This is a genomic window from Cellulomonas sp. Marseille-Q8402 (assembly GCF_965119525.1).
In genome coordinates, this window is the sequence record NZ_CBCPLX010000001.1 from 402,999 (window position 1) to 425,868 (window position 22,870).

The window sequence follows — 22,870 nt, forward strand, 5'->3', positions numbered from 1 at the left end:
CTGAACCGGGTCGGCCCGGCGGACGGCCTCAGCCCAGGCCGAGCCGCCGGCCCTCGATGGCCGGGCACGCGTCCATCACGACGTCGAGCCCCGCGGCGGCGGCCCGGGCCGCCGCGTCCTCGTCGACGACCCCGAGCTGCAGCCACACCGCCCCGGCCCCGGCGGCGACCGCCTGGTCGACGACCGCCCCCGCCCGCGCGGCGTTGACGAACACGTCCACGACGTCGACCGGCCCGTCCACCTCGGCGACCGTGCGGACGCCCGGTGCGCCGTGCACGGTCTCCGCACGCGGGTGCACGGGCACGACGCGCTGGCCGAGGTCCTGGAGGTAGGCCGACACCCCGTACGCGGCGCGCGCCCGGTTGGTCGACAGCCCGACGACCGCCCAGGTCCCCGGCGTGGTGAGCAGGCGGCGGATCACGGCGGGGTCGTTGACGTGGGCCATGCCGCCAGCGAACCACAGGGGTGCGCCGTGCGCCCGTGCCCACCAGCGGCGGGGTGGGTGCGGCGGGTGCTGAGGGGCGCCGGGGGGTGCGTAGGATGTGCGTCCATCAGGTCGGACGACTCGGGGGTGCTGTGGCAGAGCGGGACGTGGTGAGCGACCGCGTCCTCACCGTGCCGAACGTCATCAGCCTGGTCCGGCTGCTGATGGTCCCGGTGTTCGCGGTCCTCATCGCCCAGGGGCACGACGGCTGGGCGCTGCTCGTCCTCGCCGTGTCGGGCGCGAGCGACTGGCTCGACGGCGTGCTGGCCCGCCGGCTCGGTCAGGTGTCCCGCCTCGGCCAGGTGCTGGACCCCGCCGCGGACCGGCTCTTCATCCTCGTCACCCTGGTGGGTCTCGCGGCGCGCGGCGTGGTCCCGTGGTGGCTCGTCGTCGTGCTGCTGGCGCGCGACGTCATGCTCATCGTGATGCTCATGGTGCTGGCACGGCACGGCTACGGGCCGCTGCAGGTGCACCTCGCGGGCAAGGCCGGGACGTTCGCGCTGCTCTACGCGTTCCCGCTGCTGCTGCTGGCCCACTGGGGCGGCCTCGTCGGCGACGCCGCGTCGGTGCTCGGCTGGGCCTGCGCGTGGTGGGGCGTCGCGCTGTACTGGTTCGCCGGCGCGCTGTACGTGCGGCAGGCGTGGACGCTCGTGGGGCGTCGCGGAGGTGCCGACGCGGGCGAGCCCCGCACGGTGGCTGCGTGACCGGGCCGGCCCCGCGCCGGCCGGACGCCTCGATGTCGCTGCTGACCGAGGTGACCACCCACCCCCTGGACCCGGAGTACCGGGAGGCCGCCGAGCGCCGCGCGCGCTCCGGCCGGAGCGGGCGCCGGCTCGGGCCCGGGACCGTCGGCGTCGCCCTGCTCGCCGTCGCGCTCGGTGTGGCGACGACCTGGTCCGTGCTGTCGCTGCGTGCGCCGCAGCCGTCGGCCCTGGCCGCGCGGGAGGTGCTCGCCGGGCAGATCACCGAGCGCAGCGGCGAGGTCGAGCGGCTGCGGGACCGCAGCACCGAGCTCTCCGACGAGATCGGCGCCCTGCAGGAGCAGGCGCTGTCGGCCGCGGACTCGCCGCTGGTCGACCAGCTCGCCGTCGACTCCGTGGCGTCCGGCGCCACCGCCGTCACGGGCGGCGGCCTGAGCATCACGCTGCAGGACGCCGAGCAGGTTGCGGGGGAGGAGGACCCGGACGCCCGCGTCCGCGACTCGGACCTGCAGCTGATCGTCAACGGGCTGTGGGCCTCGGGTGCCGAGGCGATCGCGGTGAACGACGAGCGGCTCGCGCCGACCACGGCCATCCGGACCGCGGGCGACGCGATCCTGGTGGACGTCGTCCCCCTGGTCGGGCCGTACACGATCGAGGCCATCGGCGACGCGCAGGGCATGCAGACCGCGCTCACCCGTACCTCGGGCGGGCAGCTGCTCGCCGTCCTGCAGTCGACCTACGGCATCCGCACGCAGGTGTCCGCGCAGCGCGAGCTCGACCTGCCCGCGGCGGGCACCGTGACGCTGCGCTCGGCGGAGGTGCCCGAGGGCGTGGCGATCGTGCCGGGGCTGGAGAGCCCGAGCCCGTCCGGCGTCGCCGCGCCGTCGGGCACACTGTCCGAGGGGCCGGTGCCGCGCGCCGCCCCGGCGGCACCTGCACCCGGCGGTCCGTCCGCCGTCGACGACAGCGAGGGGGACCTGTGATCGCGGTGATCGGGCTGCTGGTGGGCGTCGTGGCCGGCCTGGTGCTGGAGCCGACCGTGCCGGCGGCGCTGCAGCCGTACCTGCCGATCGCGGTGGTCGCGGCGCTCGACGCGCTGTTCGGCGGCCTGCGCGCGGTGCTGGACGGGTTGTTCGACGACCGGGTGTTCCTGGTGTCGTTCCTGTCGAACGTCGTCGTCGCGGCCCTGATCGTCTTCCTCGGCGACCAGCTGGGCGTCGGCTCGCAGCTGTCGACGGGCGTGGTCGTCGTGCTCGGCATCCGGATCTTCTCGAACGTCGCCGCGATCCGGCGGCACGTGTTCAAGGCGTGACCCGGTGAGCAGCACCGACCCGCAGCCCACGGAGCCGACGGAGCCGACGGAGCCCACGGCGGCACCCGCCGCGCGTCCCGCCCAGCCGGTCGTCGGCTGGCGGGCCCTGGGCCGCGCGCTGCGGCCCCGCGCGACCCGCGCGCAGGTGCTCACCGGGGTCCTGTGCGTGCTGCTCGGGTTCGCGATCGCCGTCCAGGTGCGCCAGACCGACACCGCCAGCCTCACCGTGATGCGCGAGTCCGAGCTGGTGTCGCTGCTCGACCAGACGACGCGGCAGGCGGACGAGCTGCAGGAGCAGGTCTCCGAGCTGGAGCGCACGCACCAGGAGCTGCAGTCCGGCACCACGAGCCGCGAGGCCGCCCTGGAGGCCGCGACCCGCAGCGCCGCGGCGCAGGGCATCCTGTCCGGCCGGCTGCCCGCGGTCGGGCCCGGCGTGACCGTCACGATCGCGGACGGCTCGCGCTCGGTCTCCGCGCTGACCCTGCTGAACCTGCTGGAGGAGCTGCGGAACGCCGGCGCCGAGGCGGTGCAGCTCAACGACCAGCGGCTCACGGCCTCGTCCTACGTGCTCGGCACCGACGAGGGCATCGAGGTCGACGGCGCGCTCGTGGCCCCGCCGTACCGCTGGGTGGCGATCGGCGAGCCGGAGACGATCGCCACCGCCCTCGCGATCCCCGGCGGCGCCCTGGCCAAGGTGCAGATCGACGGGGGCGACGCGACCGTGCGGACGCAGGAGGAGGTCGAGGTGACGGCGACCCGCGACGTGCCGGACCCGCAGTTCGCGACCCCGCAGACGTCCGGCGGCGGGTGAGGACGACGCGCCAGGGTCCGGGCGGGGTGTGCTCAGGGCGGTCCGGGCGCATAGGCTGTCGAGGACCCCGGTGCAGGTCGGGGCCGTGCACGAGCAGGTCTGGGAGGGTGTCATGAGCGACGACAAGCAGGTGCCGGGCGGCGATCAGCGGCCCACCGCGCCCGACGGGGCGACGACGCCCGCGAACCCCGACACCACCATCAGCTTCGGCTCGCTCGGTGCGATCGACCCGGAGCCGGCCGGCCCGGTCGGCCTCACCGCGGAGCAGGCGGCGGCCGTGCAGGCGCTGCCCCGCACCTCGGCGCTCCTGGTGATGCAGCGCGGGCCGAGCTCCGGGGCCCGGTTCCTGCTCGACGCCGAGCGCACCGTCGCCGGCCGCAGCCCGAACGCCGACATCTTCCTCGACGACGTCACCGTGTCCCGCAAGCACGCCGAGTTCGTCCGCGAGCTCGACGACTTCCTCGTGCGCGACATCGGCTCGCTCAACGGCACGTACGTGAACCGCGAGCGGATCGACTCCGCGGTGCTGCGCCCCGGTGACGAGGTGCAGATCGGCAAGTTCCGCATGACGTTCCACCCGAGCCCCGCGGTGCGACCGGGCGGCCAGCAGGCCGACCCCGCGCAGTGAGCGGCGCCCGCCCCGCACGCCGCCCGGACACCGAGGACGTCGCCGGCACCGCCGCGCACGCACCGGCCGGCCAGGCCGTCGAGCCCGCCCGCTGGCCCCGCGGGATCTCCCGCCAGGCCTCCATGCGGATCTCCGACGTGCTCGCCGCGCTGCGGATCGAGTTCCCGACGGTCACCAACTCCAAGCTGCGGTTCCTCGAGGAGCAGGGCCTGGTCGACCCGGTCCGCACGCCCGCCGGCTACCGGCAGTACAGCCCGGCCGACCTGGAGCGCCTGAGGTTCGTGCTGCGCGAGCAGCGGGACCGCTACGTGCCGCTGAAGGTGATCGGCGAGCGCCTGGCCGAGCTCGACGCGAGCGTGGACGCCGAGCAGCCGTCGCCGGCCCTCATCGTGACCGAGGACGGGGTACCCCGGTCCGGGGCCGTCGACGCCCGCTACACCACCGCGGCCCTCGCGGGGGAGGCCGGCGTGGACGAGGACCTCGTGGTGGACCTCGTGCAGGCCGGCGTGCTGCGGCCGTCGGCGTCCGGGCACTTCGACGCGTGGGCCAAGGACGTCGTCGTCGCCGCGGCGGCTCTCGCCGAGCACGGGCTGGAGGCGCGTCACCTGCGGTCGTTCCGCAGCGCGGCCGACCGGCAGGTCGACCTGGTCGAGACCGTCGTCGCCCCGTGGCGCGGCCAGACGTCGCCGTCCGCCAGCGGACGCGCCAGCACCGTCGCAGCCGAGGTGGGCGAGCTGTGCACGCGCCTGCACACGGCGCTCGTGCGCGCGGGCGTGGCGGGTCTCGCGCCCTGACGCGGCGTGCCGGACCGAGCGGCCACCCGCCCGGTGCACGGACCGCCCAGGCGTCGTAGCGTGGGCCGCATGCACGAGGACGACATGGTGCAGCTCGAGGTGCTCGGGGTGCGCCGCCACCCCGGCGACGACGAGCTCGTCGTGCTGCTCCTCGAGCCCGTCGGCGAGCTGATCGTCCCCATCGCCATCGGGCCCACCGAGGCGGGGGCGATCGCCACCGCCCAGGCGGGCGTGGTCCCGCCGCGGCCGATGACGCACGACCTGATGCGCGACCTGCTCGTCGCCCTGGGCGTGCGGGTGCGGCAGGTCGAGATCACGGAGCTGGTCGGCGGGGTGTTCCACGCCGCGCTCGTGCTGGGGGAGCAGCAGGTGCGGGTGGACGCGCGCGCGTCCGACGCCATCGCGCTCGCCGTGCGGGTCGGCTGCCCCGTGATGTGCGCGACCGACGTGCTGGCGGAGGTCGGTGTCGAGGCGTCGCCCGTGCCGGTGGAGGACGCGGAGGAGCCGAGCCGTTCCCCGGACGAGCAGGTCGCACAGTTCCGCGACTTCCTCGACCACGTGTCACCGGATGACTTCGAGAAGGGCGAGCCGGGTCAGGGCCGAGGTTCAACCTCAGGTGGAGGGTAAGACACGCCGTGCGCGACACGCCGACGCGCGTGGGCGCGGCGGTCGTTGACCCACCCCCTCACCGGCCCTAGCGTTGCTCCCAGATACGCAGCACGTGCACCAACACCCGCGACGCCGCACCGGCGAGACGGATGCGACGAGTGGAGGACCCCGTGACCGGCACCGAGCAGGCAGCAGACGCTGCCGGAGGCGTCCCGCAGCGCGCCCAGGGCCTGCTGTTCGGCGACGACCTGCCGGACCTGGACGTCACCACCGGCTACCGCGGCCCGACCGCGTGCCGCGCGGCCGGCATCACCTACCGGCAGCTCGACTACTGGGCCCGTACCGGGCTCGTCGAGCCGTCCGTGCGCCCGGCCACCGGCTCCGGCACGCAGCGGCTGTACTCGTTCCGCGACATCCTCGTGCTCAAGGTGGTCAAGCGCCTGCTCGACACCGGGGTCTCGCTGCAGCAGATCCGCGCCGCCGTCAGCCACCTGCGCGAGCGGGGCGTCGACGACCTCGCCCAGATCACCCTGATGTCCGACGGCGCGAGCGTGTACGAGTGCACCTCGGCCGACGAGGTCATCGACCTGGTCCAGGGCGGCCAGGGCGTGTTCGGCATCGCGGTCGGTCGCGTCTGGCGGGAGGTCGAGGGCACCCTCGCGGAGATGCCCACCGAGCGGGCCGAGGACGACGCGCCGGCCTCCCACGCGCACGACGAGCTCGCGGAGCGGCGCCGGGCACGCAGCGCCGGCTGAGCAGCACGACGACACCGGGACGGCCCGGACCCCGCACGGGGTCCGGGCCGTCCTCGTCCTCCCGCGCGGTCGGACGTCCGCCGCCGTGGCGCGTCCGCAGGGGGTGGGGCGTCAGGGACGGGCGACGGGCAGCCGGACCGAGGCCACGACCGGGTCGTGGTCCGACGGGTGCCGCCCGCCGGGTCGGGCGTCGACCACGGCGTACGCGTCGACCGCGACGTCCGGGCTCACGAGCACGTGGTCGATCCGCTGCCGCGCGGCCGGCTCGGGCTCCGGGCCGTCGGGGTCGGGCAGGTGCGTGAACGTCGTCTCGGGCCCGGACGGCGGCGTCGCGCTGACCTGCCGGGCGTCCACCAGCGCGACCCCGGGCACCGTGCTGCCGAGCAGGACCCGCAGCGGCTCCGAGCCCGGCTCGGCGTTGAGGTCGCCGGTCAGCACGACCGGCCCGCCCTCCGCCACCACCGCGGCTCGCGCGAGCAGCAGCCGCGCCGACTCGACCCGTGCGCGGGCCCCCTCGTGGTCCAGGTGCGCGTTCAGCATCGCGAACGTCGCCCCGGTCGCGAGGTCGCGGAACCGTGCCCACGTGCAGAGCCGGCGGTAGGTGGGCGCGTCCCAGCCCGTGCTGGGCTCGTCGGGGGTCGGGGACAGCCAGAAGTCCCCGGTCGCCAGCACGGCCAGGCGCGCGGGCCGGTACAGGATCGCCGAGTGCTCCCCGGCGGTTCCGCCGTCCCGCGACCGTCCGACGGCGGCGAACCCCGTGCCGTCGGTCAGCGACGTGAGATGAGCCGTCGTGCCCTCCTGGGTGCCCAGCACGTCGACGTCGTCCAGTGCCGCGCGGACGAGCGGGGCCCGGTGGTACGTCCGTGCCGCCGGCCAGTGCGCGACCCACAGGTTGTACGTCCCGACGCGCAGGGACGCCGTCACGGCCGGGTGCCGGCCGGCGTCGTCACCTCGAGGACGCGGGCGCCGTCCAGCAGCCCCAGGTCCAGCGCGGCGCTGGGCCACCGGTACGGGTGGGCGACCGGCGTCGTCGCCGCGACGTGGCCGTCGACGCGCACCTCCACCGCGGTCGCCGTCGGGTCGACCCGGTACCGCACGGTGCGCCGGGCCCCGGCCAGGTCGAGGACCACCTCCAGCCCGTCGTCCTCCGCCGCGAGCGTGGGCCCGACGACGAGCGCGTCGTGCCGCTCGTCCAGGCCGAGCAGCCCGTGCAGCACCTGCCGCAGGTAGATGCCCGGGCCGGACGAGTAGACCCGCCAGCCGTCCGCGGTCGGCACCTCGCCGGTGCGGAGCAGCTCGAAGTCGCGCGCGGCGGCGTACCGGTCGGGGAACGTCGCGTCGGACGACGACGTGTAGCAGGTGCGCTGCCGCGGCAGCGCGCTCGGGACGCGGTCGTGCATGCCGATGGGCGACAGGCGCAGCAGCTCGTCGCCGACGTCGGCGCGCCCGAGGGCGGCGAGCGCCTCGGCCCACCGGATGTGCGCGTGGGCGTACATCAGGCCGACCTCGCGGCCGAAGAACGCCGCCTGCTCGGCGCGCCGGAACGACTCGGTCTCCCCGTCGGCGAACCGGGTGGGCCGGTCGGTCAGCCGGACGCCGTCGGGGAACAGCAGGTGCTCGCGGATGATCGCCTCGTGCCGGTCGGCGCCGTCCTGGTCCAGCACGCCGGCGAGCACGAGCTGCGTCATCGGGATCAGGCGGTAGGTCAGCCCGGTCGACGTGTCGCGCGGGTGGATGACCGGGGTGGTCACGCCGTCGGCGACGGTGACGAAGCCGGCCGCGATCCCGTCCGGGAGCATGTGCCGGCGCAGGTCGGCGGTGATCGCGGCGCCGAGCGCGTCCATCCGGGCGACGAGCCCGGTGGCTCCGGGCGCGGAGCGCAGCTGCTCCGCGGCGAGCGTGAGCGTCTGCACCGCGAGCGCGGTGGTCCAGGTCGACGCCATCGAGGCGCGCATCTCCGCGCGGGCGGGCTGCAGCGTGTCGTCCCAGTCGCCGTCGCCGTAGGCCGGCAGCGACGTCCCGGGCACGAGGTCGGTCTCCAGGTGCCGGACCAGCGCGTCGAGGTGGTCGGCCACCGTCGCGGGCTCGCCGGTGCGGAACGGCACGGGCGCGTCCAGCACCGCGACGTCGCCCGAGGCCCGCAGGTACTGCCCGAGCGCGAACAGCGGCCAGTGCACGACGTCGCCGTGGGCGTGCTCCTGCAGGATCTCGGCGTACGCGTCGAACATGAACCACTGCGGGAACGTCCCGTCGGTGGCCTGGGCGCCGAGCACCCGCAGCACGACGTCGCGGCACGCGTCGAGCCGGCCGGCCGCCAGCAGCAGCTCGAACGGCCCCTGGCAGACGTCGCGGGTGCCCCACGCGGCGCCCTGGTACTGCTCCAGCCCGTGCGGGACGAGGTAGTGCACGCGGGCGTCGTTGGCCCACCAGGGCAGCAGCGTCTCGAGCTCGGCGAGCCGGGAGCCTGCGGCCACAGCCAGCCCGCGGGTCAGCCGCGCGAGGGTGGCACGGTGGCCGGCCGCCTCGTGCGCCGCGTCGAGCCCGCGGGCCGCGACGTCGCGCGCCAGGCCGGCGCTGGTGCCGCCGTCCCGGTCGGCCGTGGTGACGACCCGCAGCGCGGCCCCGGGGCCTGCGGTGCCCCGCACCGTCAGCACCGAGGTGCCTCGCGGCGCGCCGCCGGCGAACAGCGGGTCGTCGCCCGTGACCTCCGCGCCCGGCGTCGTGGCCAGCACGTAGGTCAGGCGCGGGTGGTGCCGGCGGGTCGCCGTGCCCTCGTCCGCGGTGAGCAGCACGGCGCCGTCCTCCGCCCGGGCCTCCCAGGCACCGCCGCCGAGCTCGACCTCCGTGGTGACGAGGACGTCGACCGTGGTCGCCGCGGCGACCTCGAGGAGCAGCGCGTCGCGCGCCGCCTCGGCCACGGTGCGGACCTCGACGCGCCCGCCGTCCAGGTCGTAGACCCAGCGGGCCTCGCCGACGTCCAGCACGAACGCCGACGGGGTGCCCAGCATCCGCCAGGTGCCGTCGACGCGGACCAGCACCCGGACGCCGTTGGCACGCAGCAGGTTGAGGTGGTTGCGGTGCACGGTGGTGAGGGTGTCGAAGCTCGTGTTGCCGAGCACCGTGTGCGAGCCGAACACGCCGTGCGCGAAGACGGTGGTCGACAGCACGGGCCGGTCCGGGCTCAGCGAGTCGCCGGCGAGCAGGACGTGGCCGTGCGGCCGCAGCAGGTCGAGGTCCTTCTCGCCGCGGACCACGTGGGCGCCGCCGGCGGTGAAGTACGACAGCACCCGGCCCGAGGAGTCGCGCTCGACGTGCCCGGCACCGTCGCCGAGGGCGAGCAGCCCGGCGTCGGGCAGCGGCGCCCCGCCGAGCAGGGGAGCGGTGGCGAGCAGGGACCGCGCGGCCACGGTGTCGACCGCCTCGCCGTCGGGCTGCTCCGCCGCGCGGGCGTCCGCCAGGGCCACCAGCCCGGGCACCTCCGCCTCCAGGTCCGGCAGCGCGTCCAGCACGGCCCCGCGGCGGTCGTCCCAGTACCGGCCGACGACGTGCAGCACCAGCGGCTCGGCGAGCGCCGACGGCCGGGAGAGCAGCCCCGCCATCGCCATCTCGTGCTGCCGGACCCGGTCGGGCCAGGGCGCGCCGGAGAGGAACGCGGGCGTGCGGCCGGCGCGCGCGGGCGGGCCGTAGAGGTCGAAGCCGTCGGTGCCGGCCGCGGCGGAGCCCTCCGCGATCGCGTGCGCGAACAGCGGCAGGGCGGGTGCCGAGGTCATCGTCTGCCGGGACAGCACGACGGTGCCCAGCCCGGCGGACGTGGCGAGGCGGTGCGCCACGTACTGCGAGACGTACGGCTCGGAGGACGAGGCGGCCTGCTCCGGGGCGAGGGACAGGTCCTGCGTGGCGGCCACGTCCCAGGTCGCGCCGGCGAGCGGGTCCGGGGTGCCCGCGCCGTCCCGGACCCGCGCCACCTCGACCCGCCAGACCAGGGCCGAGCGCGTGCCGTCGAGCACGAGGTCCACGGTCCACGCGGCGCCCAGGCCCGAGCCGGTCCACCGCACCGATCCCGGCCCGGCGTGCCAGGCGGCGCCCGACCGGCTGCCGGTCAGGGGCACGTGCGCCACGGCGCCGTCGGCGGTCGTCCGGCGCAGGAACGGGCCCGCGATGCCCGCGTCGTGCTCGCCGATCCGGTACTGGTTCACGAGGTGGCCGCCCGGTGCGGCGATCCCGGCGACGTCGCCGGCCGGGGTCATCCGGACGGCGAGGCCGCCGCCGGCGTCGACGGTGCGCGTGCGGTCGGTGCGGTCGCGGTGCGGGCGGGTCAGGGTGTCAGGCATGTCGGGTCCCCCGGGGGTCGAGCGGTCGGGTGGTCGTCGTCGGCCGGGCGTCGTCCCCGGCAGGGGCGGCGGGCGTGCCACCGGGCAGGAAGCGTGCGACCGCGTCGCGCAGCATCCCCGCGGTCGTGCGGTACCAGAGCCACACCCAGACGCCACCGAGCAGGACGAGGAGCAGGTCGGAGGCGAGGGCAGCGACGGCGACCGCCCCGGCCAGGAGCGCGAGCGTCCCCAGCGAGGCGCGCCACCGCGCGACGAGGTAGTAGGCGCCGGCCTGCCACGCGGCGGCGACGGGGAGGCGGAAGAACGTGCGCAGCGCGAGGGCGTGCAGCGCCACGACCAGCAGCAGCACACCGGCGCCGGGGGCCAGCCCCGCCACCAGGGCCGGGACGTCGGAGGCCGCGGCGCCGGCACCGACCAGGGCGACGAGCCCGCCGAGCAGGCACACCGGCACCGCCACGGCCAGCGCGTCGCGCGCGCCGAGCCCGTACCCGCGCGCGAACGCCCGGACCAGCGGGACACCCGGGTCGACGTAGTGCTCGCGCACCGCGTGCAGCGCGGCCGACAGCGCCGGGCCCGCCGGGACCGCCGCGAGGGCGACGAGCCAGGCCACCGCCGGGTCCGGGCGCAGCAGGAGCGCGAGGGCCACCAGGGGCAGGTTCGCCACCGCGAGCAGCCCGGCCAGGCCGGCGCCCCACGCGAACGCGGTCACCGCGCGCCCGAACGGGCCGTCGCCGACCTCGTCGCCGCGGCGCCGGCCCGGGTGGGCGTCGTCCCGGTCGCGGGGGGTGACGGGGAACGACGCGGGGTCGACGGACCGCACCGGGCCGGCGGGCGCCTCGGGCCGGGAGGCGGGCCCGGGCGCGATCCCGACGCCGCTCACGACGCCGCTCACGAGGCCGCTCCGTCGTCCCGCACCCGGAACCCGGCACGCAGCAGGTCCTGCGGCCGGCTGCTCGGGCCGACGAGGAGCTCGAACCCGCCCGGCTCGACGACCCGCCGCCCGGCGGCGTCGACGATCGTGCAGTCCGCCGACCGCACGACGAGGGGCACCCGGACGCTCGCGCCCGGCGCCAGCTCGACCTGCGTGTACGCCTTCAGCTCCCGGTCCGCCCAGGACGCCGACGTGACCAGGTCCCGGACGTACACCTGGACGGTCTCCAGCGCCGGCCGCGCGCCGGTGTTCGTCACCGTGACGTGCGCGCGCACCTCGTCCGCGGCGGTCACCTCGGGGGTGTCGACGACGAGGTCCGCGTACTCGACCGTGGTGTAGGACAGCCCCTGCCCGAACGCGAATGCCGGCTCCTGGGTCAGGTCGGCGTACCGGACGCCGTGCTGGCCGCGCACCTGGTTGTAGTAGGTGGGCTGCTGCCCGACGTGCCGGGCGAACGAGATCGGCAGCCGCCCGCTCGGCTCGACGTGCCCGAGCAGCAGGTCCGCCAGTGCGCGCCCGCCGGTCATGCCGGGGTGCGCCGCCCAGACGAGCGCGTCGGCACCGAGCGCCGAGGGCGGCAGCACCATCGGCTTCGACGCCTGGAGCACCACGACGAGCGGCGTCCCGGTCGCCGCGAGGGCGTCCAGCAGGGCGACCTGCCCGCCGAGCAGCTCCAGCGTCGCCGTCGACGTGCCCTCGCCGACGAGCTCGATCCGGTCGCCGACCACGGCCACCACGACGTCCGCCTCCCGCGCCGCCGCGACGGCCGCCGCGAGCTGGTCGGGGTCGACCGGCGCGGGGGCGACCACCTGCGGGCGGGGCTGGCCGTCGGGGAAGAACGGGCCCTCGGGGTCGTCCTCGTGGGTGAGGATCGCGGCGCCGGGGGAGTAGGTGACCGTCCACCCGTCCGGCACCTCGGTGCGGAGCCCGTCCAGCACGGTCGTGATCATGTCGCGGGGCTGCCCGTGCGCCATCGACGCGACCTGGCCGGAGGATCCGGCCCAGTCGCCGAGCTGGGTCTGCGGGTCGTCGGCGAGCGGACCCACGACGGCGACGGTCAGCGGGCGGTCGCCCTCCGGAGCCGTGCCGCCGGCCAGCGGCAGCACCCCCGAGTTCCGCAGCAGCACCAGCGACCGCCGGGTGAGCTCCAGGTTGAGGTCCTGGTGCGAGCCGACCACCGCGCCCATGGTCGCGAGGTCGGGCCGGCGCGGGTTCTCGAACAGGCCGAGCTCGAACTTCAGCGTGAGGATCCGGGACACCGCCGCGTCGAGGTCCGACTCGGCGATGAGGCCGCGGGCCACCGCCTCCTGGGCGCCGGAGAAGAACCCGGCCGTCGTCATGATCATGTCGTTGCCGGCCCGGACCGCTGCGGCGGACGCGTGCACGTGGTCGGGCTGGACCTGCTGCTCCCACACCATCCGGCCGACGTTGTCCCAGTCGGTGACGAGCATGCCGGTGTAGCCCCACTCGCCGCGGAGCACGTCGGTGAGCAGCCAGTCGTTGACGGTGATCGGGACCCCGTCGATCGTCTGGTAGCCCAGCATGAACGTGGCGCAGCCCTCCCGGGCCACCCGCTCGAACGGCGGGAGGAACCACGAGCGGAGCTTGCGCGGCGAGAGGTCCGCCTCCGACGCGTCCCGCCCGCCCTGCGTCTCCGAGTACCCGGCGAAGTGCTTCGCGGTCGCGAGCACCGCCGTGGGGTCGGCCAGGCCGGTGCCCTGGTACCCGCGCACGGCCGCGCTGGCGAGCTCGCCGATGAGGAACGGGTCCTCGCCGAACGTCTCGTCCACCCGACCCCAGCGCAGGTCGCGGGCGACGCACAGCACGGGGGAGAAGGTCCAGTGCAGGCCGGTGGCCGCGGCCTCGACCGCGGTGGCGCGCGCCATCCGCTCGACCAGCTCCGGCGACCAGGTGGCCGCCATGCCGAGCTGCGTCGGGAAGATCGTCGCGCCGTCGCAGAACGAGTGGCCGTGGATGGCGTCCTCGCCGACCAGCAGGGGGATCCGCAGCCGGGTCTGCTCGGTGAGGGCGTGCGCCTCCAGGACCAGCTCCGGCGTGGGGTGCAGGATCGAGCCGACGTGCTGCTCGAGCACCTGCTCCTTCAGCCCGTCCGGGGCCGACAGCTGCATCATCTGCCCGACCTTCTCCTCGAGCGTCATGCGCGCGAGCAGGTCGGCGACGCGGTCGGCGACGGGCAGGGTGGCGTCCAGGTAGTCCATGTGCTCCTACTTGATCCCGGTCATGGCGATGCCCTGCACGAAGTGCTTCTGCATGGCGATGAACACCACGAGCACGGGCACGATGATGAGGACGGAGCCGGCCATCTGGAGGCCGAACTCGGCGCCCTTGTCCCCGGTCGGGCTCGTGTAGAGCGCGAGGGCGACGGGCAGGGTGTACAGCGAGTCGCGCTGGGACACGATGAGCGGCCACAGGAAGCCGTTCCACGAGCCCATGAACGTGAAGATCGCCAGGGTCGCGAGCGGCGCGCGGCACAGCGGCATGACGATCCGCGCGAAGATCCGGAACTCGCCGGCGCCGTCGATGCGCGCGGCGTCCAGCAGGGAGTCCGGGATCTCCAGCATGAACTGCCGCATGAGGAAGACGCCGAAGGCGCCCACCATGCCGGGCAGGATCATGCCCCAGTAGGTGCCGACCATGTTGAGGTTGGCGACCAGCACGAACTGCGGGATCAGGGTGACGATGCCCGGCACGAACATCGTCCCGAGGACGACGGTGATGAGCACCTTCTTGCCCGGGAACTCCAGCTTGGCGAGGGCCCAGCCGACCATCGAGCAGAACAGCAGCGTGGTGGCGACCGAGACGACGGCCAGGAACACCGAGTTGACGAAGTACCGCGTCATGTCGAAGTCGAAGAACCAGGCGCGGAAGTTGTCGAGCGTGGGCGCCTGCGGCCACCACGTGATCGGGCGCCGCATGATCTCGCCGTTGGTCTTGAACGCGCCGAGCAGCATCCAGGCGAAGGGCAGGAGGGTCCCCGCGAGGCCGACCGTGAGGACGGCGACGAGGGCGACGCGGCCCGGCGTGAGGCGGCGACGGCGGCGGCGGACGACCGGCGCGATCGGCACGGCGGTGGTCGTCGGCGCGAGGGAGGTCGAGGTGGTCATGGTCATGTCCTCTGCCGGAAGAACCGGAACTGGATGATGGCGAAGATGCTGATGATCGCGAACAGCACGTACGCACCGGCTGCTCCCACGGAGTAGCTGCCCCACTGGAACTGGTTGAACACGTAGAGCGCGATGGACGTCGTGGACTGCAGCGGACCGCCGTTCGTCATCACGAACGGCTCGTCGAAGAACTGCATGAACCCGGTGGTCGTGAGGATCGCGTTGAGCAGGATCGTCGGCATCATCATCGGGACGGTGATGCGGAAGAACCGCTGGACGGCGGACGCGCCGTCGACCATCGCCGCCTCCTTGACCTCGGAGGGGATCGCCTGCAGGCCGGCGAGGAAGATCACCATGCTCGACCCGATGCTGCGCCACACGGCCATGAGGGTCAGCGCGGGGAGGGCGGTCCGCGTGTCGCCGAGCCAGTTCGGCCCGTCGATCCCGATGTCGGCGAGCAGCGAGTTGATCAGGCCGTTCGGCTGGTACATGATCCGCCACACCACGGCGACCGCGACGATCGTCGTGACCACGGGGGTGTAGTAGCCGACCCGGAAGAACGTCGCCGCGCGGCGCCCCAGCGCGTTGAGCATGACCGCGAGCACCAGCGCCGAGAGCAGCGAGAGCGGCACGCCGACGACCACGAACCCGAGCGTGTTGCGCAGGGCCCGCAGGAACGTCGTGTCGGACAGCACGGTGGCGAAGTTGCCGAGGCCGACGAAGTCGACGGCGAACGGGGTGCGGATGTCGTTGACCCGCAGGTCGGTGAACGCCATCCCGAACGAGCTGAGCAGCGGGATCAGCCCGAACACGCCGAACGACAGCACGAACGGCGCGGCGAACAGCCAGGCGATCACGGCGGTCCGGCGGCGCCGGGCGGCCAGGGACACGGACTTCCCCGGCCGCCGCGACGTCGCGGGCGGCGTGCGCCGCGCCGTGGTGGTGCTGGTCACCAGCCGAAGCCGATCTGGTCGGCCTCGTCCTGGATCGCCTTCGCGGCCTCCTCGGAGGTCAGCTCGCCGTGCGCGACGCGCTCGGAGTAGATGCCGATCTGCTCGGCGATCTGCGACCACGACGGGTAGCTGGGGGTCTCGACGGTGTGCGGCATCTGCTCCTTGAGCACCGACATCACCGGGCTGTCGTCGATCGGGGCGTAGTCCGCCGACTCGACGCGCGCCGGGAACGAGCCCGCCAGGTCGAACAGCGTCTTCTGCTGCTCGTCCTCCAGGAGCCACTGCAGGAAGAGCCACGAGGACTCCTGGTTGTCCGACGACGAGAAGACGCCGAGGTTCCCGCCGCCGATGTACGAGTCGTTGTTCTCCGACCCGGCGGGCAGCGGGACGTAGCCGATCGACTCCGCGGTGAAGCCCTCCGGCGCCGCGCCGGTGTCGATCAGCTCCTGGTAGGTGTCGACCATCCAGGGACCCGAGATCAGCAGCGGGGAGCCGCCGTTCTCGAACGTGGCCTCCGTCTCGGAGAGCGCGGCCTCGCCGCGGTCGAAGAAGCCCTTGTAGAAGTCGAGCGCCTCGACGAACTCCGGGGTGTCGAACGTCCAGGAGTCGCCGTCGGCGACCGCGCCGCCGGCCTGCGACAGGAACGGCACGATGACCTGCGCCGGGTTCTCGATGGGGCGCGGCAGGCTCATGCCGTACTCGCCGCCCGGTCGCGAGGCGAGCGCGCCGCTCAGCTCCTCGAGCTCGGCCCAGGTGGTGGGGGCGTCGTAGCCGAGCTCGGCCGCGAGGTCGGCCCGGTAGAACAGGAACCGGGTCTCGACGTACCACGGCACCGAGTACAGGCCGTCCTCGCCGGTCACCGAGGCGACCGCGGCGGGGTAGAAGTCGTCCTCCGCGAACACGTCGTCCGGGACGGGGGCGAGGCCGCCCATGGCGACGACCGAGGCGGTCTGGTCGGCGCCGGTCATCACGATGTCCGGGCCGGTGCCGGAGGCGACGGCCGTCTGGTTCATCGTGATGATCTCGCCCCAGGGCACCTCGGTGACCTTGATGGAGGCCTCCGGGTTGTCCTCGGTGAACTGCTCGCCCAGGGTCTCCAGCGCGTCGCCGTTGCCGGCCGCGGCCCAGATCTCGATCTCCCCGGTGGCCTCGTCCGCGACGGCACCGGCCGCGGCCTGGCCGCCGTCCCCGCCGGTGTCGTCGGACCGGCCGCAGGCCGCGACCGGCGCGAGGGCCAGGGTGGTGACGGTCGCGGCGACCAGGGCGCGCCGGACGGTACGTCGGGTCATGTGTTCCTCCTTGAACGGCTGTCTGCGCCCGCGCCACGGCGCGCGGGCCGACCTGCGTCTTCACGGGTCAGAAAGCGTGTAATGCGCTTTACAAGAACGGGAATCTAAGCGTGTAGACTGCCGCTGTCAACCCGGTCCCGGGGCGTGGTGCACCGCGCGCCGCCACTCGATGTCGAGGAGTTCTCGCGTGGCCCGCCGACCCACCGTCTACGACGTCGCCGAGCGCGCCGGGGTGTCGATCACGACCGTGTCGTTCGCGTTCCGGCAGCCGGCCCGCGTCGCCGCCGCCACCCGCGCGGCGGTCATGGACGCCGCCCACGAGCTCGGGTACGTCCCGTCCGCCAGCGCCCGCGGCCTGGCCCGCGGGGCGACCGGGGCGTTCGGGCTCTACTCGTTCGACATGATGCTCGCCGACGTGGACGGGGCCGCCGCGCCGGTCCCGCTGGAGGCGGCGGCGGTGCCGGAGGGCGACCCGCGGGTGTTCCCGCTCTACGTCGACGAGGTCGAGCGCGGCTTCGCGCTCGAGTGCCGGGAGAACGGGCACGCCCTGCTGCTCGCCTCCGGGGCGCCCAGCGGGGCCGCGATGTACGACATCGCCGGGCGGGTCGACGGGCTCGCGATCTTCCCGGGCACCCACAGCCTGGACGCGGTGCACGCCATCGCCCAGTCGGTGCCGCTGGTCGCGTTCAACACGCCCGGTACCGACGCGTCCTTCAGCCACGTGTCGGTGGACAACCGCGCGGCGATGACCGGGGTCGTCGAGCACCTGGTGGGCGTGCACGGCGTGCGCGACCCGGCCTTCGTGGGCGAGGGCTCCATGTACGACTTCGCCGAGCGGCTCGCGGGGTTCCGGGACGCCACGGCGGCGCTGCTCCCGGGCGGTGCCGCGGTGCCGGCGGCGTACGACGGGCTCGCGTCGACGGAGTGGCTCGCGGCCCTGACCGGCCTCGCCGCGGCCGACCGGCTGCCCGGGGCGCTGGTCTGCCAGAGCGACCAGGCCGCGCTCGTGGTCCTGGACGTGCTCGCGGAGCACGGCGTCGACGTGCCGGGCCGGGTGCGCGTGACGGGGTTCGACGGCATCCTCGCCGGGCGGCTGTCGACGCCGGCGCTCACGACCGTCCGGCAGCCGTTCGAGCACATGGGCCGCACGGCGGTCCGGCTGCTGCGGGACCGGGTCGCGGACCCGCGGGCGGCGTCCCGGTTCCAGACGCTGCCGACCCGGTTCCTCCCGCGCGCGAGCTGCGGCTGCGCCGGCGAGGCGGCCGCGGTCCGCTGACGACCGTCAGGTGCGCGGCGCCCGCAGCGCGCGGTCCAGCAGCTCCTCGAACGCCCCGGCGACCTCGCGCGCGCCGGCGCCGGGCCAGGCGTGCACCGGCTGCGCGGCACCCTGCGCCTGCTGCAGGGCCGCCCGCTCGGGGACGAACGGCGTGAGCACCAGCGGTCCGTACAGCCCGCGGAGCTCCTCGAGCCGGAACGCCTGCTCGACCGAGCGTGCCTTGACCCGGTTGACGACGACCCCGAGCGGCTGCAGCTGGCCCGCGGGACCGCGGCGGAGCTCGTCGATGGTCCGCATCGCCCGCCCGACGGCGGTGACCGAGAACAGCCCGGGCTCGGTCACGACGACGGCGCGGTCGCAGGCGGTGAGGCCGGTGCGGGTCAGGCCGCCGAGCGACGGCGGGCAGTCCACGAGCACCAGGTCGTAATCGTGCAGCCACGCCAGGGCGTACCGCAGCCGGTCGACGTCGGCCACCGCCCCGTCGTAGGCGTCGTGCCGGGACGAGGCCGCGGAGCCGACGAGCACGTCGAGCCCCGCCTCGGCCCACGCGCTGGGCGCGATCGCCGCGGCGAGCGTCTCGGCGGTGGGGGAGTCCAGCAGGGAGGCGACGTCGCCTCCGGCCGGCGCGGTCGCGAGGGCCAGGGTGCTGTCGCCCTGGGGGTCCAGGTCCACGACCAGCGTGCGCAGACCGCGCTCGAGCGCCGCCGAGGCCAGCCCGAGGGTCACCGATGTCTTCCCCACGCCGCCCTTGAGCGAGCACACTCCCAGCACCAGCACGGGCCACACGGTAGCCGGACCCGCCCCGTTCGCGGAATCCGCTCACCTGGGGTGATGCTGCTGGCATGACCGCACCGACCACCGTCACCCACTGGGGACACGCCTGCGTCCGGTTCGAGCGCGACGGCCGCCGGCTCGTCCTCGACCCCGGCGGGTTCAGCGACGCGTCCGTCCTGGCCGACGCCGACGCCGTGCTGATCACGCACGAGCACCCCGACCACGTCGACCCGTCGACCCTCGTGCCGGCGCTCGCCGCCCGGCCGCACCTCGAGGCGTGGGCACCCGCGGGCGTCGTCGAGCAGCTGGTCGGCGCCGGCGCCCCGGCCGACCGGGTGCACGTCGCGGCCGCGGGCGACACCTTCGTCGCCGCGGGCTTCGAGGTCCGGGCCACGGGGGAGCGGCACGCCGTCATCCACCCCGACCTCCCGGTCCCCGCGAACGTGGCGTACCTCGTGGACGGCGCGGCCCTGCATCCGGGCGACTCGTTCACCCCGCCGCCGGCCGGCGTCGCCGTCGACCTGCTGCTGGTCCCGGTGGCCGGGCCGTGGATGAAGCTGGCCGAGGCGATCGACTACGTGCGTGCCGTGGGCCCGCGCGTCGCGGCACCGATCCACGACGCGATCCACAGCGCCCCCGGCCGGGCGCTGTCGGACCGGATGGTCGGCGGACTCGGGGGCGCGGGCGAGTACGTCCGGATCAGCGCCGAGGCGCCGTACGCGTGGAGCCCGCCGGCGCGGACCTGACCGGTCGGCCTCAGCGCGGCGGGGCGGTCGTGCGGCGGCGCACCAGCGAGGTCGGGAGGCGCACGTGCGGCTCGCTGACGTCGCCGCCGTCGAGCAGCGCCGTGAGCAGGCCGATGGCCGTGGCACCCATCTGCTGGATCGGCTGGTGCACGGTGGTCAGCGGCGGGTCGGTCTGCGCGGACTCGGGGATGTCGTCGAACCCGATGACCGAGAGCTGGTCGGGGACGTGCAGGCCGAGCTCGCGCGCCACCTCGATGGTGGCGATCGCCGAGAGGTCGTTGGCCGCGAAGATCGCGGTCGGCGGGTCGGGCAGCGTGAGCAGCTCGTGGACCGGCTCGCGGGTCGGCTCCTTGCGGTAGTCGCCCGCCCGCACCAGCACCTCGTCGACCGGCACCCCGGCGGCGGCCATCGCCTGCCGGAACCCCTGCTCGCGCAGCCGGGAGGACTCCAGGTCCGCGCGGCCGCCGACGAACGCGATCCGCCGGTGCCCGAGCTCGAGCAGGTGCTCCGTGCCGAGCACGGCGCCGCCGAGGTTGTCGGAGTCGACGGTCGGCAGGCCCGTCGGACCGGTGTGCGGGTCGATGGCGACGACGGGCACGCCTGCGTCGGCCTCGACCACGGTCGGCGTGACCAGCACCGCGCCGTCGATCAGCGTCCCGCTGAGCCGGGACAGGTACCGCCGCTCCCAGCCCGCGCCGCGGCCCTGGAGGCCGCCGGTGTAGGCGAGCAGCTCGTACCCGGAGTCGGCGAGCGCCGACGCGGCGCCCTTGAGGATCTCCGCGCTGAAGGGCTCGAACTCGGCGACCAGGATCCCGAGGACGTGCGTGCGGTGGGACCGGAGGCTGCGCGCCACCAGGCTCGACTCGTACCCGAGGTCCTCGATGACGGACAGGACGTGCGCGTTGGTGGCCTGGGCGACGCCGTACCGCCCGTTCAGCACCTTGGACACGGTCGCGACGGAGACGCCGGCCGTGCGTGCCACGTCGGTGATCGTCACTCGCTGCCCCATGGGGAGGATGGTAGCGCGTGGAAAACGTTATCGATAACGATGGCCGCCACGACGTGGTGCCTCAGCGCGGCGGGTGCTCCCGGCGCGAGGCCGGGTCCATCGTCAGCCGCAGCGCGACGTCCAGGGGCAGCCGCGTCCGCACCCGGCGGCGCCGGGCCAGCAGCTCGGCGCGCTGGCGGGCGCGCGCGTCGTCGAGCCGGTGCGGACGGTCCTGTGCCATGCCCACCACTGTGCCCCGAGGCGCTGGCCTGCGTCGTCGTCCTCACGGCGGAGACCCGCGTACGCCGGGAGGTGGACGCGGGACCCGGGTCGCGCGGCACCGGCGCGCCCCGTAGCGTCCGAGGCCGGACACCGGGAAGGGTGGGCACATGTGGTTCGGACGAGGTAGGACGACGGCGGTCGCACCCGCCGACGCGGCACGCGCGCACGAGGTCGCCCACGACACCGGGGCACGGGCGGGCCGCTCGGCGGGGTCGCTCTGGGCCGACGGCTTCGGCCGGGTCGGCACCCGGTCGGTGCAGGTGCTCGCCCTGCTGACGCTCGTCACGGTGCTGGTCTTCGCCGTCACGCGCCTCACGCTCGTCGTGATCCCGGTGCTGATCGCCCTGGTGCTCGCCAGCGCCATCCACCCGCTGGTGTCCTGGCTCCGGCGGCACCGGATGCCGTCGATCCTGGCGACCTGGGTGTCGCTGTTCCTCATCGTGGGGGTGCTCGGCGGCGTGCTCGCGGCCGTCGTCTACGCGGTGGTCCACCAGTGGGACGACCTCGCCGACCAGGCCACCGCCGGTCTCGGCGAGCTGCAGGAGTCCCTCAGCGGCCTGCCGGTGCAGATCTCGGACGACCAGATCGAGGACGCGCGGACGGCCGTGACCGACTTCCTCACGTCCAGCAGCTTCGGGGCCAGCGCGGTCGCCGGCTTCTCGGCGACCGCGAACTTCGTCACGGGGTTCGTCCTGATGCTCGTCGTGCTGTTCTTCTTCCTCAAGGACGGCCCGAAGATCTGGGAGTTCCTGCTGCGCCCCTTCGAGGGCGAGCACTACGCGCGCGGCCGGCGCGTCGGCCACCGCGTCGTCACCACCATGGGCGGCTACGTCCGGGGCACCGCGATCGTCGCGGCCGTCGACGCCATCGGCATCGGGGTCGGCCTGGCGGTCGTGGGCGTGCCGCTCGCGATCCCGCTCGCCGTGCTGGTGTTCCTGCTCGCCTTCATCCCGCTGGTGGGGGCGACCCTGGCCGGCATCCTCGCCGCGCTGGTCACGCTGGTCGCGATCGGGCCGGTCGAGGCGCTGATCGTCGTCGGCATCGTCGTGGTGGTGAACCAGCTCGAGGGCAACTTCCTGCAGCCTGTCGTCATGGCGCGGTCGCTGGCCCTGCACCCGCTGGTCATCCTGGTCGCGCTGACCGTCGGCACCGTCCTCGCAGGCATCACCGGCGCCGTGCTGGCCGTGCCGATCGCCGCGTCGATCTGGGGTGCGGTCCAGGTGTGGAACGGCGAGCACGAGCCCGCCCGGCCCGCGCAGCAGAAGCGCCGCGAGGTCGCCGAGCGCCGCTGAGCCGGTGGGCCGGCCCGTGCGGCGCGACCCGCTCAGGCGGGCGTGCGCCAGACCGAGACGTGCGACGTCGACTCCGCGGTGAACGGGGTCTCGTCGAAGCCGGCCCAGCGCTCGGTGGGCGTCATCCCCGCCAGGCGCGCCATCAGGTCGAGCTCCGCGGGCCACACGTACCGGTGCGGCGACCGGCCGGTGGTCACCGTGCCGTCGGGAGCCGTCCCGTAGTGGTGCGACACGAGCTGCTGCTCGACGACGTCGTAGCGGTCGAAGCCCAGGTGGTCGTCGCTGACGTCGAACGGGATCGCCACCTCGCCCGGCGGCAGCCGCCGCAGCTGCGGCACGAACACCTCGAGGACGAACGCCCCGCCCGGCTCCAGGTGCCGTGCGGCGTTCCGGAAGCACGCCACCTGCGCGTGCTGCGTCAGCAGGTTGGTGATGCCGTTGTACACGAGGTACACGAGGCGGAACCGGCCCGGGACGGTCGCGGACGCCATGTCGCCGAGCGTCACCGGCACCCGCTCGCTGCCGGGCTTCGCGGCGAGCTGCGCGGCCATCGCCGGCGACAGCTCGACGCCGTGCACCGGGACGCCGCGCCGGGACAGCGCCAGCGCGACCCGGCCGGTGCCGACCGCCAGCTCCAGCGCGGCACCGCCGGCGGCCCGGGCGGCGAGGAAGTCGACCGCCGGACCGAGCACCGCGGGGGCGTACATCGCGGCGCTCGACGTGTCGTACCGCTCGGCGACCTCGGCCGTCCACACGTCGTCCGTCATGGCCCCGACGGTCTCACCCGCG

General features: G+C 75.0%; 23 protein-coding genes. 11 read left to right on the forward strand and 12 right to left on the reverse strand.

The annotated features are described in order from the left end of the window. Positions 1 to 28 precede the first annotated feature (28 nt). Positions 29 to 445: a CoA-binding protein gene (locus ACWPWW_RS01850; RefSeq protein ID WP_454048643.1), complete on the reverse strand. Its 417-nt coding sequence runs from the start codon at positions 443 to 445 to the stop codon at positions 29 to 31. 95 nt (positions 446 to 540) lie between these two features. Here ACWPWW_RS01850 and ACWPWW_RS01855 point away from each other — a divergent pair, with 95 nt between their 5' ends. The 8 genes from ACWPWW_RS01855 to ACWPWW_RS01890 all read left to right on the forward strand — a co-directional run bounded on the left by ACWPWW_RS01855 (position 541) and on the right by ACWPWW_RS01890 (position 6,094). Then, complete coding sequence (locus ACWPWW_RS01855) at positions 541 to 1,188, forward strand: CDP-alcohol phosphatidyltransferase family protein (protein WP_454048644.1); 648 nt, start codon at positions 541 to 543, stop codon at positions 1,186 to 1,188. Beyond that, the gene (locus tag ACWPWW_RS01860; protein ID WP_454048645.1) at positions 1,185 to 2,168 is read left to right on the forward strand and encodes a DUF881 domain-containing protein; all 984 of its coding nucleotides are present in this window, start codon (positions 1,185 to 1,187) and stop codon (positions 2,166 to 2,168) included. The genes ACWPWW_RS01855 and ACWPWW_RS01860 overlap by 4 nt, the downstream gene beginning before the upstream one ends. Continuing rightward, positions 2,165 to 2,497: a small basic family protein gene (locus tag ACWPWW_RS01865; protein WP_454048646.1), complete on the forward strand. Its 333-nt coding sequence runs from the start codon at positions 2,165 to 2,167 to the stop codon at positions 2,495 to 2,497. Before ACWPWW_RS01860 ends, ACWPWW_RS01865 begins: the two co-directional genes overlap by 4 nt. 4 nt (positions 2,498 to 2,501) lie before the next feature. Next, a complete protein-coding gene (locus tag ACWPWW_RS01870) occupies positions 2,502 to 3,308 on the forward strand; it encodes a DUF881 domain-containing protein (protein ID WP_454048647.1) in 807 nt (268 codons plus the stop codon). Between the two features lie 112 nt (positions 3,309 to 3,420). Further along, the gene (locus ACWPWW_RS01875) at positions 3,421 to 3,936 is read left to right on the forward strand and encodes an FHA domain-containing protein (RefSeq protein WP_454048648.1); all 516 of its coding nucleotides are present in this window, start codon (positions 3,421 to 3,423) and stop codon (positions 3,934 to 3,936) included. Then, a complete protein-coding gene (ftsR, locus tag ACWPWW_RS01880) occupies positions 3,933 to 4,730 on the forward strand; it encodes a transcriptional regulator FtsR (protein ID WP_454048649.1) in 798 nt (265 codons plus the stop codon). Before ACWPWW_RS01875 ends, ftsR begins: the two co-directional genes overlap by 4 nt. Positions 4,731 to 4,799: 69 nt before the next feature. After that, on the forward strand, positions 4,800 to 5,357 hold the full coding sequence (locus ACWPWW_RS01885) for a bifunctional nuclease family protein (RefSeq protein WP_454048650.1): 558 nt from the start codon (positions 4,800 to 4,802) through the stop codon (positions 5,355 to 5,357). 131 nt (positions 5,358 to 5,488) lie between these two features. Continuing rightward, the gene (locus ACWPWW_RS01890) at positions 5,489 to 6,094 is read left to right on the forward strand and encodes a MerR family transcriptional regulator (RefSeq protein WP_454048651.1); all 606 of its coding nucleotides are present in this window, start codon (positions 5,489 to 5,491) and stop codon (positions 6,092 to 6,094) included. A gap of 111 nt (positions 6,095 to 6,205) precedes the next feature. On the opposite strand, the gene ACWPWW_RS01895 is transcribed toward ACWPWW_RS01890, so the two are convergent. Genes ACWPWW_RS01895 through ACWPWW_RS01925 form a run of 7 tightly spaced genes read right to left on the reverse strand, consistent with a single transcriptional unit; the run spans position 6,206 to position 16,723 of the window. After that, positions 6,206 to 7,018, reverse strand: coding sequence for an endonuclease/exonuclease/phosphatase family protein (locus ACWPWW_RS01895; RefSeq protein WP_454048652.1), 813 nt, complete (start codon positions 7,016 to 7,018; stop codon positions 6,206 to 6,208). Then, entirely contained in the window at positions 7,015 to 10,425 is a 3,411-nt protein-coding gene (locus ACWPWW_RS01900) for a hypothetical protein (RefSeq protein WP_454048653.1), read from the reverse strand. The genes ACWPWW_RS01895 and ACWPWW_RS01900 overlap by 4 nt, the downstream gene beginning before the upstream one ends. Further along, positions 10,418 to 11,317 carry a hypothetical protein gene (locus ACWPWW_RS01905; RefSeq protein ID WP_454048654.1) on the reverse strand — a complete coding sequence of 300 codons (900 nt, stop codon included), beginning with the start codon at positions 11,315 to 11,317 and terminating at the stop codon, positions 10,418 to 10,420. The genes ACWPWW_RS01900 and ACWPWW_RS01905 overlap by 8 nt, the downstream gene beginning before the upstream one ends. After that, entirely contained in the window at positions 11,314 to 13,575 is a 2,262-nt protein-coding gene (locus ACWPWW_RS01910) for an exo-beta-d-1,3/1,6-glucosidase (RefSeq protein ID WP_454048655.1), read from the reverse strand. The genes ACWPWW_RS01905 and ACWPWW_RS01910 overlap by 4 nt, the downstream gene beginning before the upstream one ends. 6 nt (positions 13,576 to 13,581) lie before the next feature. Next, complete coding sequence (locus tag ACWPWW_RS01915; RefSeq protein ID WP_454048656.1) at positions 13,582 to 14,481, reverse strand: carbohydrate ABC transporter permease; 900 nt, start codon at positions 14,479 to 14,481, stop codon at positions 13,582 to 13,584. A 2-nt stretch (positions 14,482 to 14,483) separates the two neighbouring features. Then, complete coding sequence (locus tag ACWPWW_RS01920; RefSeq protein WP_454048657.1) at positions 14,484 to 15,434, reverse strand: carbohydrate ABC transporter permease; 951 nt, start codon at positions 15,432 to 15,434, stop codon at positions 14,484 to 14,486. After that, positions 15,431 to 16,723 carry an extracellular solute-binding protein gene (locus ACWPWW_RS01925; RefSeq protein ID WP_454048658.1) on the reverse strand — a complete coding sequence of 431 codons (1,293 nt, stop codon included), beginning with the start codon at positions 16,721 to 16,723 and terminating at the stop codon, positions 15,431 to 15,433. Before ACWPWW_RS01925 ends, ACWPWW_RS01920 begins: the two co-directional genes overlap by 4 nt. Before the next feature lie 187 nt (positions 16,724 to 16,910). On the opposite strand from ACWPWW_RS01925, the gene ACWPWW_RS01930 reads away from it, so the two are divergent. After that, positions 16,911 to 17,999: a LacI family DNA-binding transcriptional regulator gene (locus tag ACWPWW_RS01930; RefSeq protein WP_454048659.1), complete on the forward strand. Its 1,089-nt coding sequence runs from the start codon at positions 16,911 to 16,913 to the stop codon at positions 17,997 to 17,999. A 6-nt stretch (positions 18,000 to 18,005) separates the two neighbouring features. Here ACWPWW_RS01930 and ACWPWW_RS01935 read toward each other — a convergent pair whose 3' ends face one another. Next, positions 18,006 to 18,776, reverse strand: coding sequence for a ParA family protein (locus ACWPWW_RS01935; protein WP_454048660.1), 771 nt, complete (start codon positions 18,774 to 18,776; stop codon positions 18,006 to 18,008). Between the two features lie 65 nt (positions 18,777 to 18,841). Between ACWPWW_RS01935 and ACWPWW_RS01940 the strand changes: the two genes are divergently transcribed. After that, on the forward strand, positions 18,842 to 19,519 hold the full coding sequence (locus ACWPWW_RS01940) for an MBL fold metallo-hydrolase (RefSeq protein ID WP_454048661.1): 678 nt from the start codon (positions 18,842 to 18,844) through the stop codon (positions 19,517 to 19,519). Between the two features lie 10 nt (positions 19,520 to 19,529). Here the strand turns inward: ACWPWW_RS01940 and ACWPWW_RS01945 are convergent, their stop codons facing one another. Together ACWPWW_RS01945 and ACWPWW_RS01950 are read right to left on the reverse strand one after the other, a co-directional pair. Next, complete coding sequence (locus ACWPWW_RS01945; protein WP_454048662.1) at positions 19,530 to 20,528, reverse strand: LacI family DNA-binding transcriptional regulator; 999 nt, start codon at positions 20,526 to 20,528, stop codon at positions 19,530 to 19,532. 61 nt (positions 20,529 to 20,589) lie between these two features. Further along, positions 20,590 to 20,748, reverse strand: coding sequence for a hypothetical protein (locus tag ACWPWW_RS01950; RefSeq protein ID WP_454048663.1), 159 nt, complete (start codon positions 20,746 to 20,748; stop codon positions 20,590 to 20,592). A 148-nt stretch (positions 20,749 to 20,896) separates the two neighbouring features. Here ACWPWW_RS01950 and ACWPWW_RS01955 point away from each other — a divergent pair, with 148 nt between their 5' ends. Continuing rightward, a complete protein-coding gene (locus ACWPWW_RS01955; RefSeq protein WP_454048664.1) occupies positions 20,897 to 22,081 on the forward strand; it encodes an AI-2E family transporter in 1,185 nt (394 codons plus the stop codon). Positions 22,082 to 22,113: 32 nt separating this feature from the next. Here the strand turns inward: ACWPWW_RS01955 and ACWPWW_RS01960 are convergent, their stop codons facing one another. After that, positions 22,114 to 22,848 (reverse strand): methyltransferase domain-containing protein, encoded by a 735-nt coding sequence (locus ACWPWW_RS01960; protein WP_454048665.1) that lies wholly within the window; start codon positions 22,846 to 22,848, stop codon positions 22,114 to 22,116. Positions 22,849 to 22,870: the final 22 nt, after the last annotated feature.

Coding starts and splice junctions, on each gene's coding strand:
- ACWPWW_RS01850 (WP_454048643.1), bottom strand. CDS start 445: ATGGCCCACGTCAACGACCCCGCCGTGATCCGCCGCCTGCTCACCACG.
- ACWPWW_RS01855 (WP_454048644.1), top strand. CDS start 541: ATGTGCGTCCATCAGGTCGGACGACTCGGGGGTGCTGTGGCAGAGCGG.
- ACWPWW_RS01875 (WP_454048648.1), top strand. CDS start 3,421: ATGAGCGACGACAAGCAGGTGCCGGGCGGCGATCAGCGGCCCACCGCG.
- ACWPWW_RS01885 (WP_454048650.1), top strand. CDS start 4,800: ATGCACGAGGACGACATGGTGCAGCTCGAGGTGCTCGGGGTGCGCCGC.
- ACWPWW_RS01890 (WP_454048651.1), top strand. CDS start 5,489: ATGCGACGAGTGGAGGACCCCGTGACCGGCACCGAGCAGGCAGCAGAC.
- ACWPWW_RS01900 (WP_454048653.1), bottom strand. CDS start 10,425: ATGCCTGACACCCTGACCCGCCCGCACCGCGACCGCACCGACCGCACG.
- ACWPWW_RS01910 (WP_454048655.1), bottom strand. CDS start 13,575: ATGGACTACCTGGACGCCACCCTGCCCGTCGCCGACCGCGTCGCCGAC.
- ACWPWW_RS01915 (WP_454048656.1), bottom strand. CDS start 14,481: ATGACCACCTCGACCTCCCTCGCGCCGACGACCACCGCCGTGCCGATC.
- ACWPWW_RS01925 (WP_454048658.1), bottom strand. CDS start 16,723: ATGACCCGACGTACCGTCCGGCGCGCCCTGGTCGCCGCGACCGTCACC.
- ACWPWW_RS01940 (WP_454048661.1), top strand. CDS start 18,842: ATGACCGCACCGACCACCGTCACCCACTGGGGACACGCCTGCGTCCGG.
- ACWPWW_RS01945 (WP_454048662.1), bottom strand. CDS start 20,528: ATGGGGCAGCGAGTGACGATCACCGACGTGGCACGCACGGCCGGCGTC.
- ACWPWW_RS01950 (WP_454048663.1), bottom strand. CDS start 20,748: ATGGCACAGGACCGTCCGCACCGGCTCGACGACGCGCGCGCCCGCCAG.
- ACWPWW_RS01955 (WP_454048664.1), top strand. CDS start 20,897: ATGTGGTTCGGACGAGGTAGGACGACGGCGGTCGCACCCGCCGACGCG.
- ACWPWW_RS01960 (WP_454048665.1), bottom strand. CDS start 22,848: ATGACGGACGACGTGTGGACGGCCGAGGTCGCCGAGCGGTACGACACG.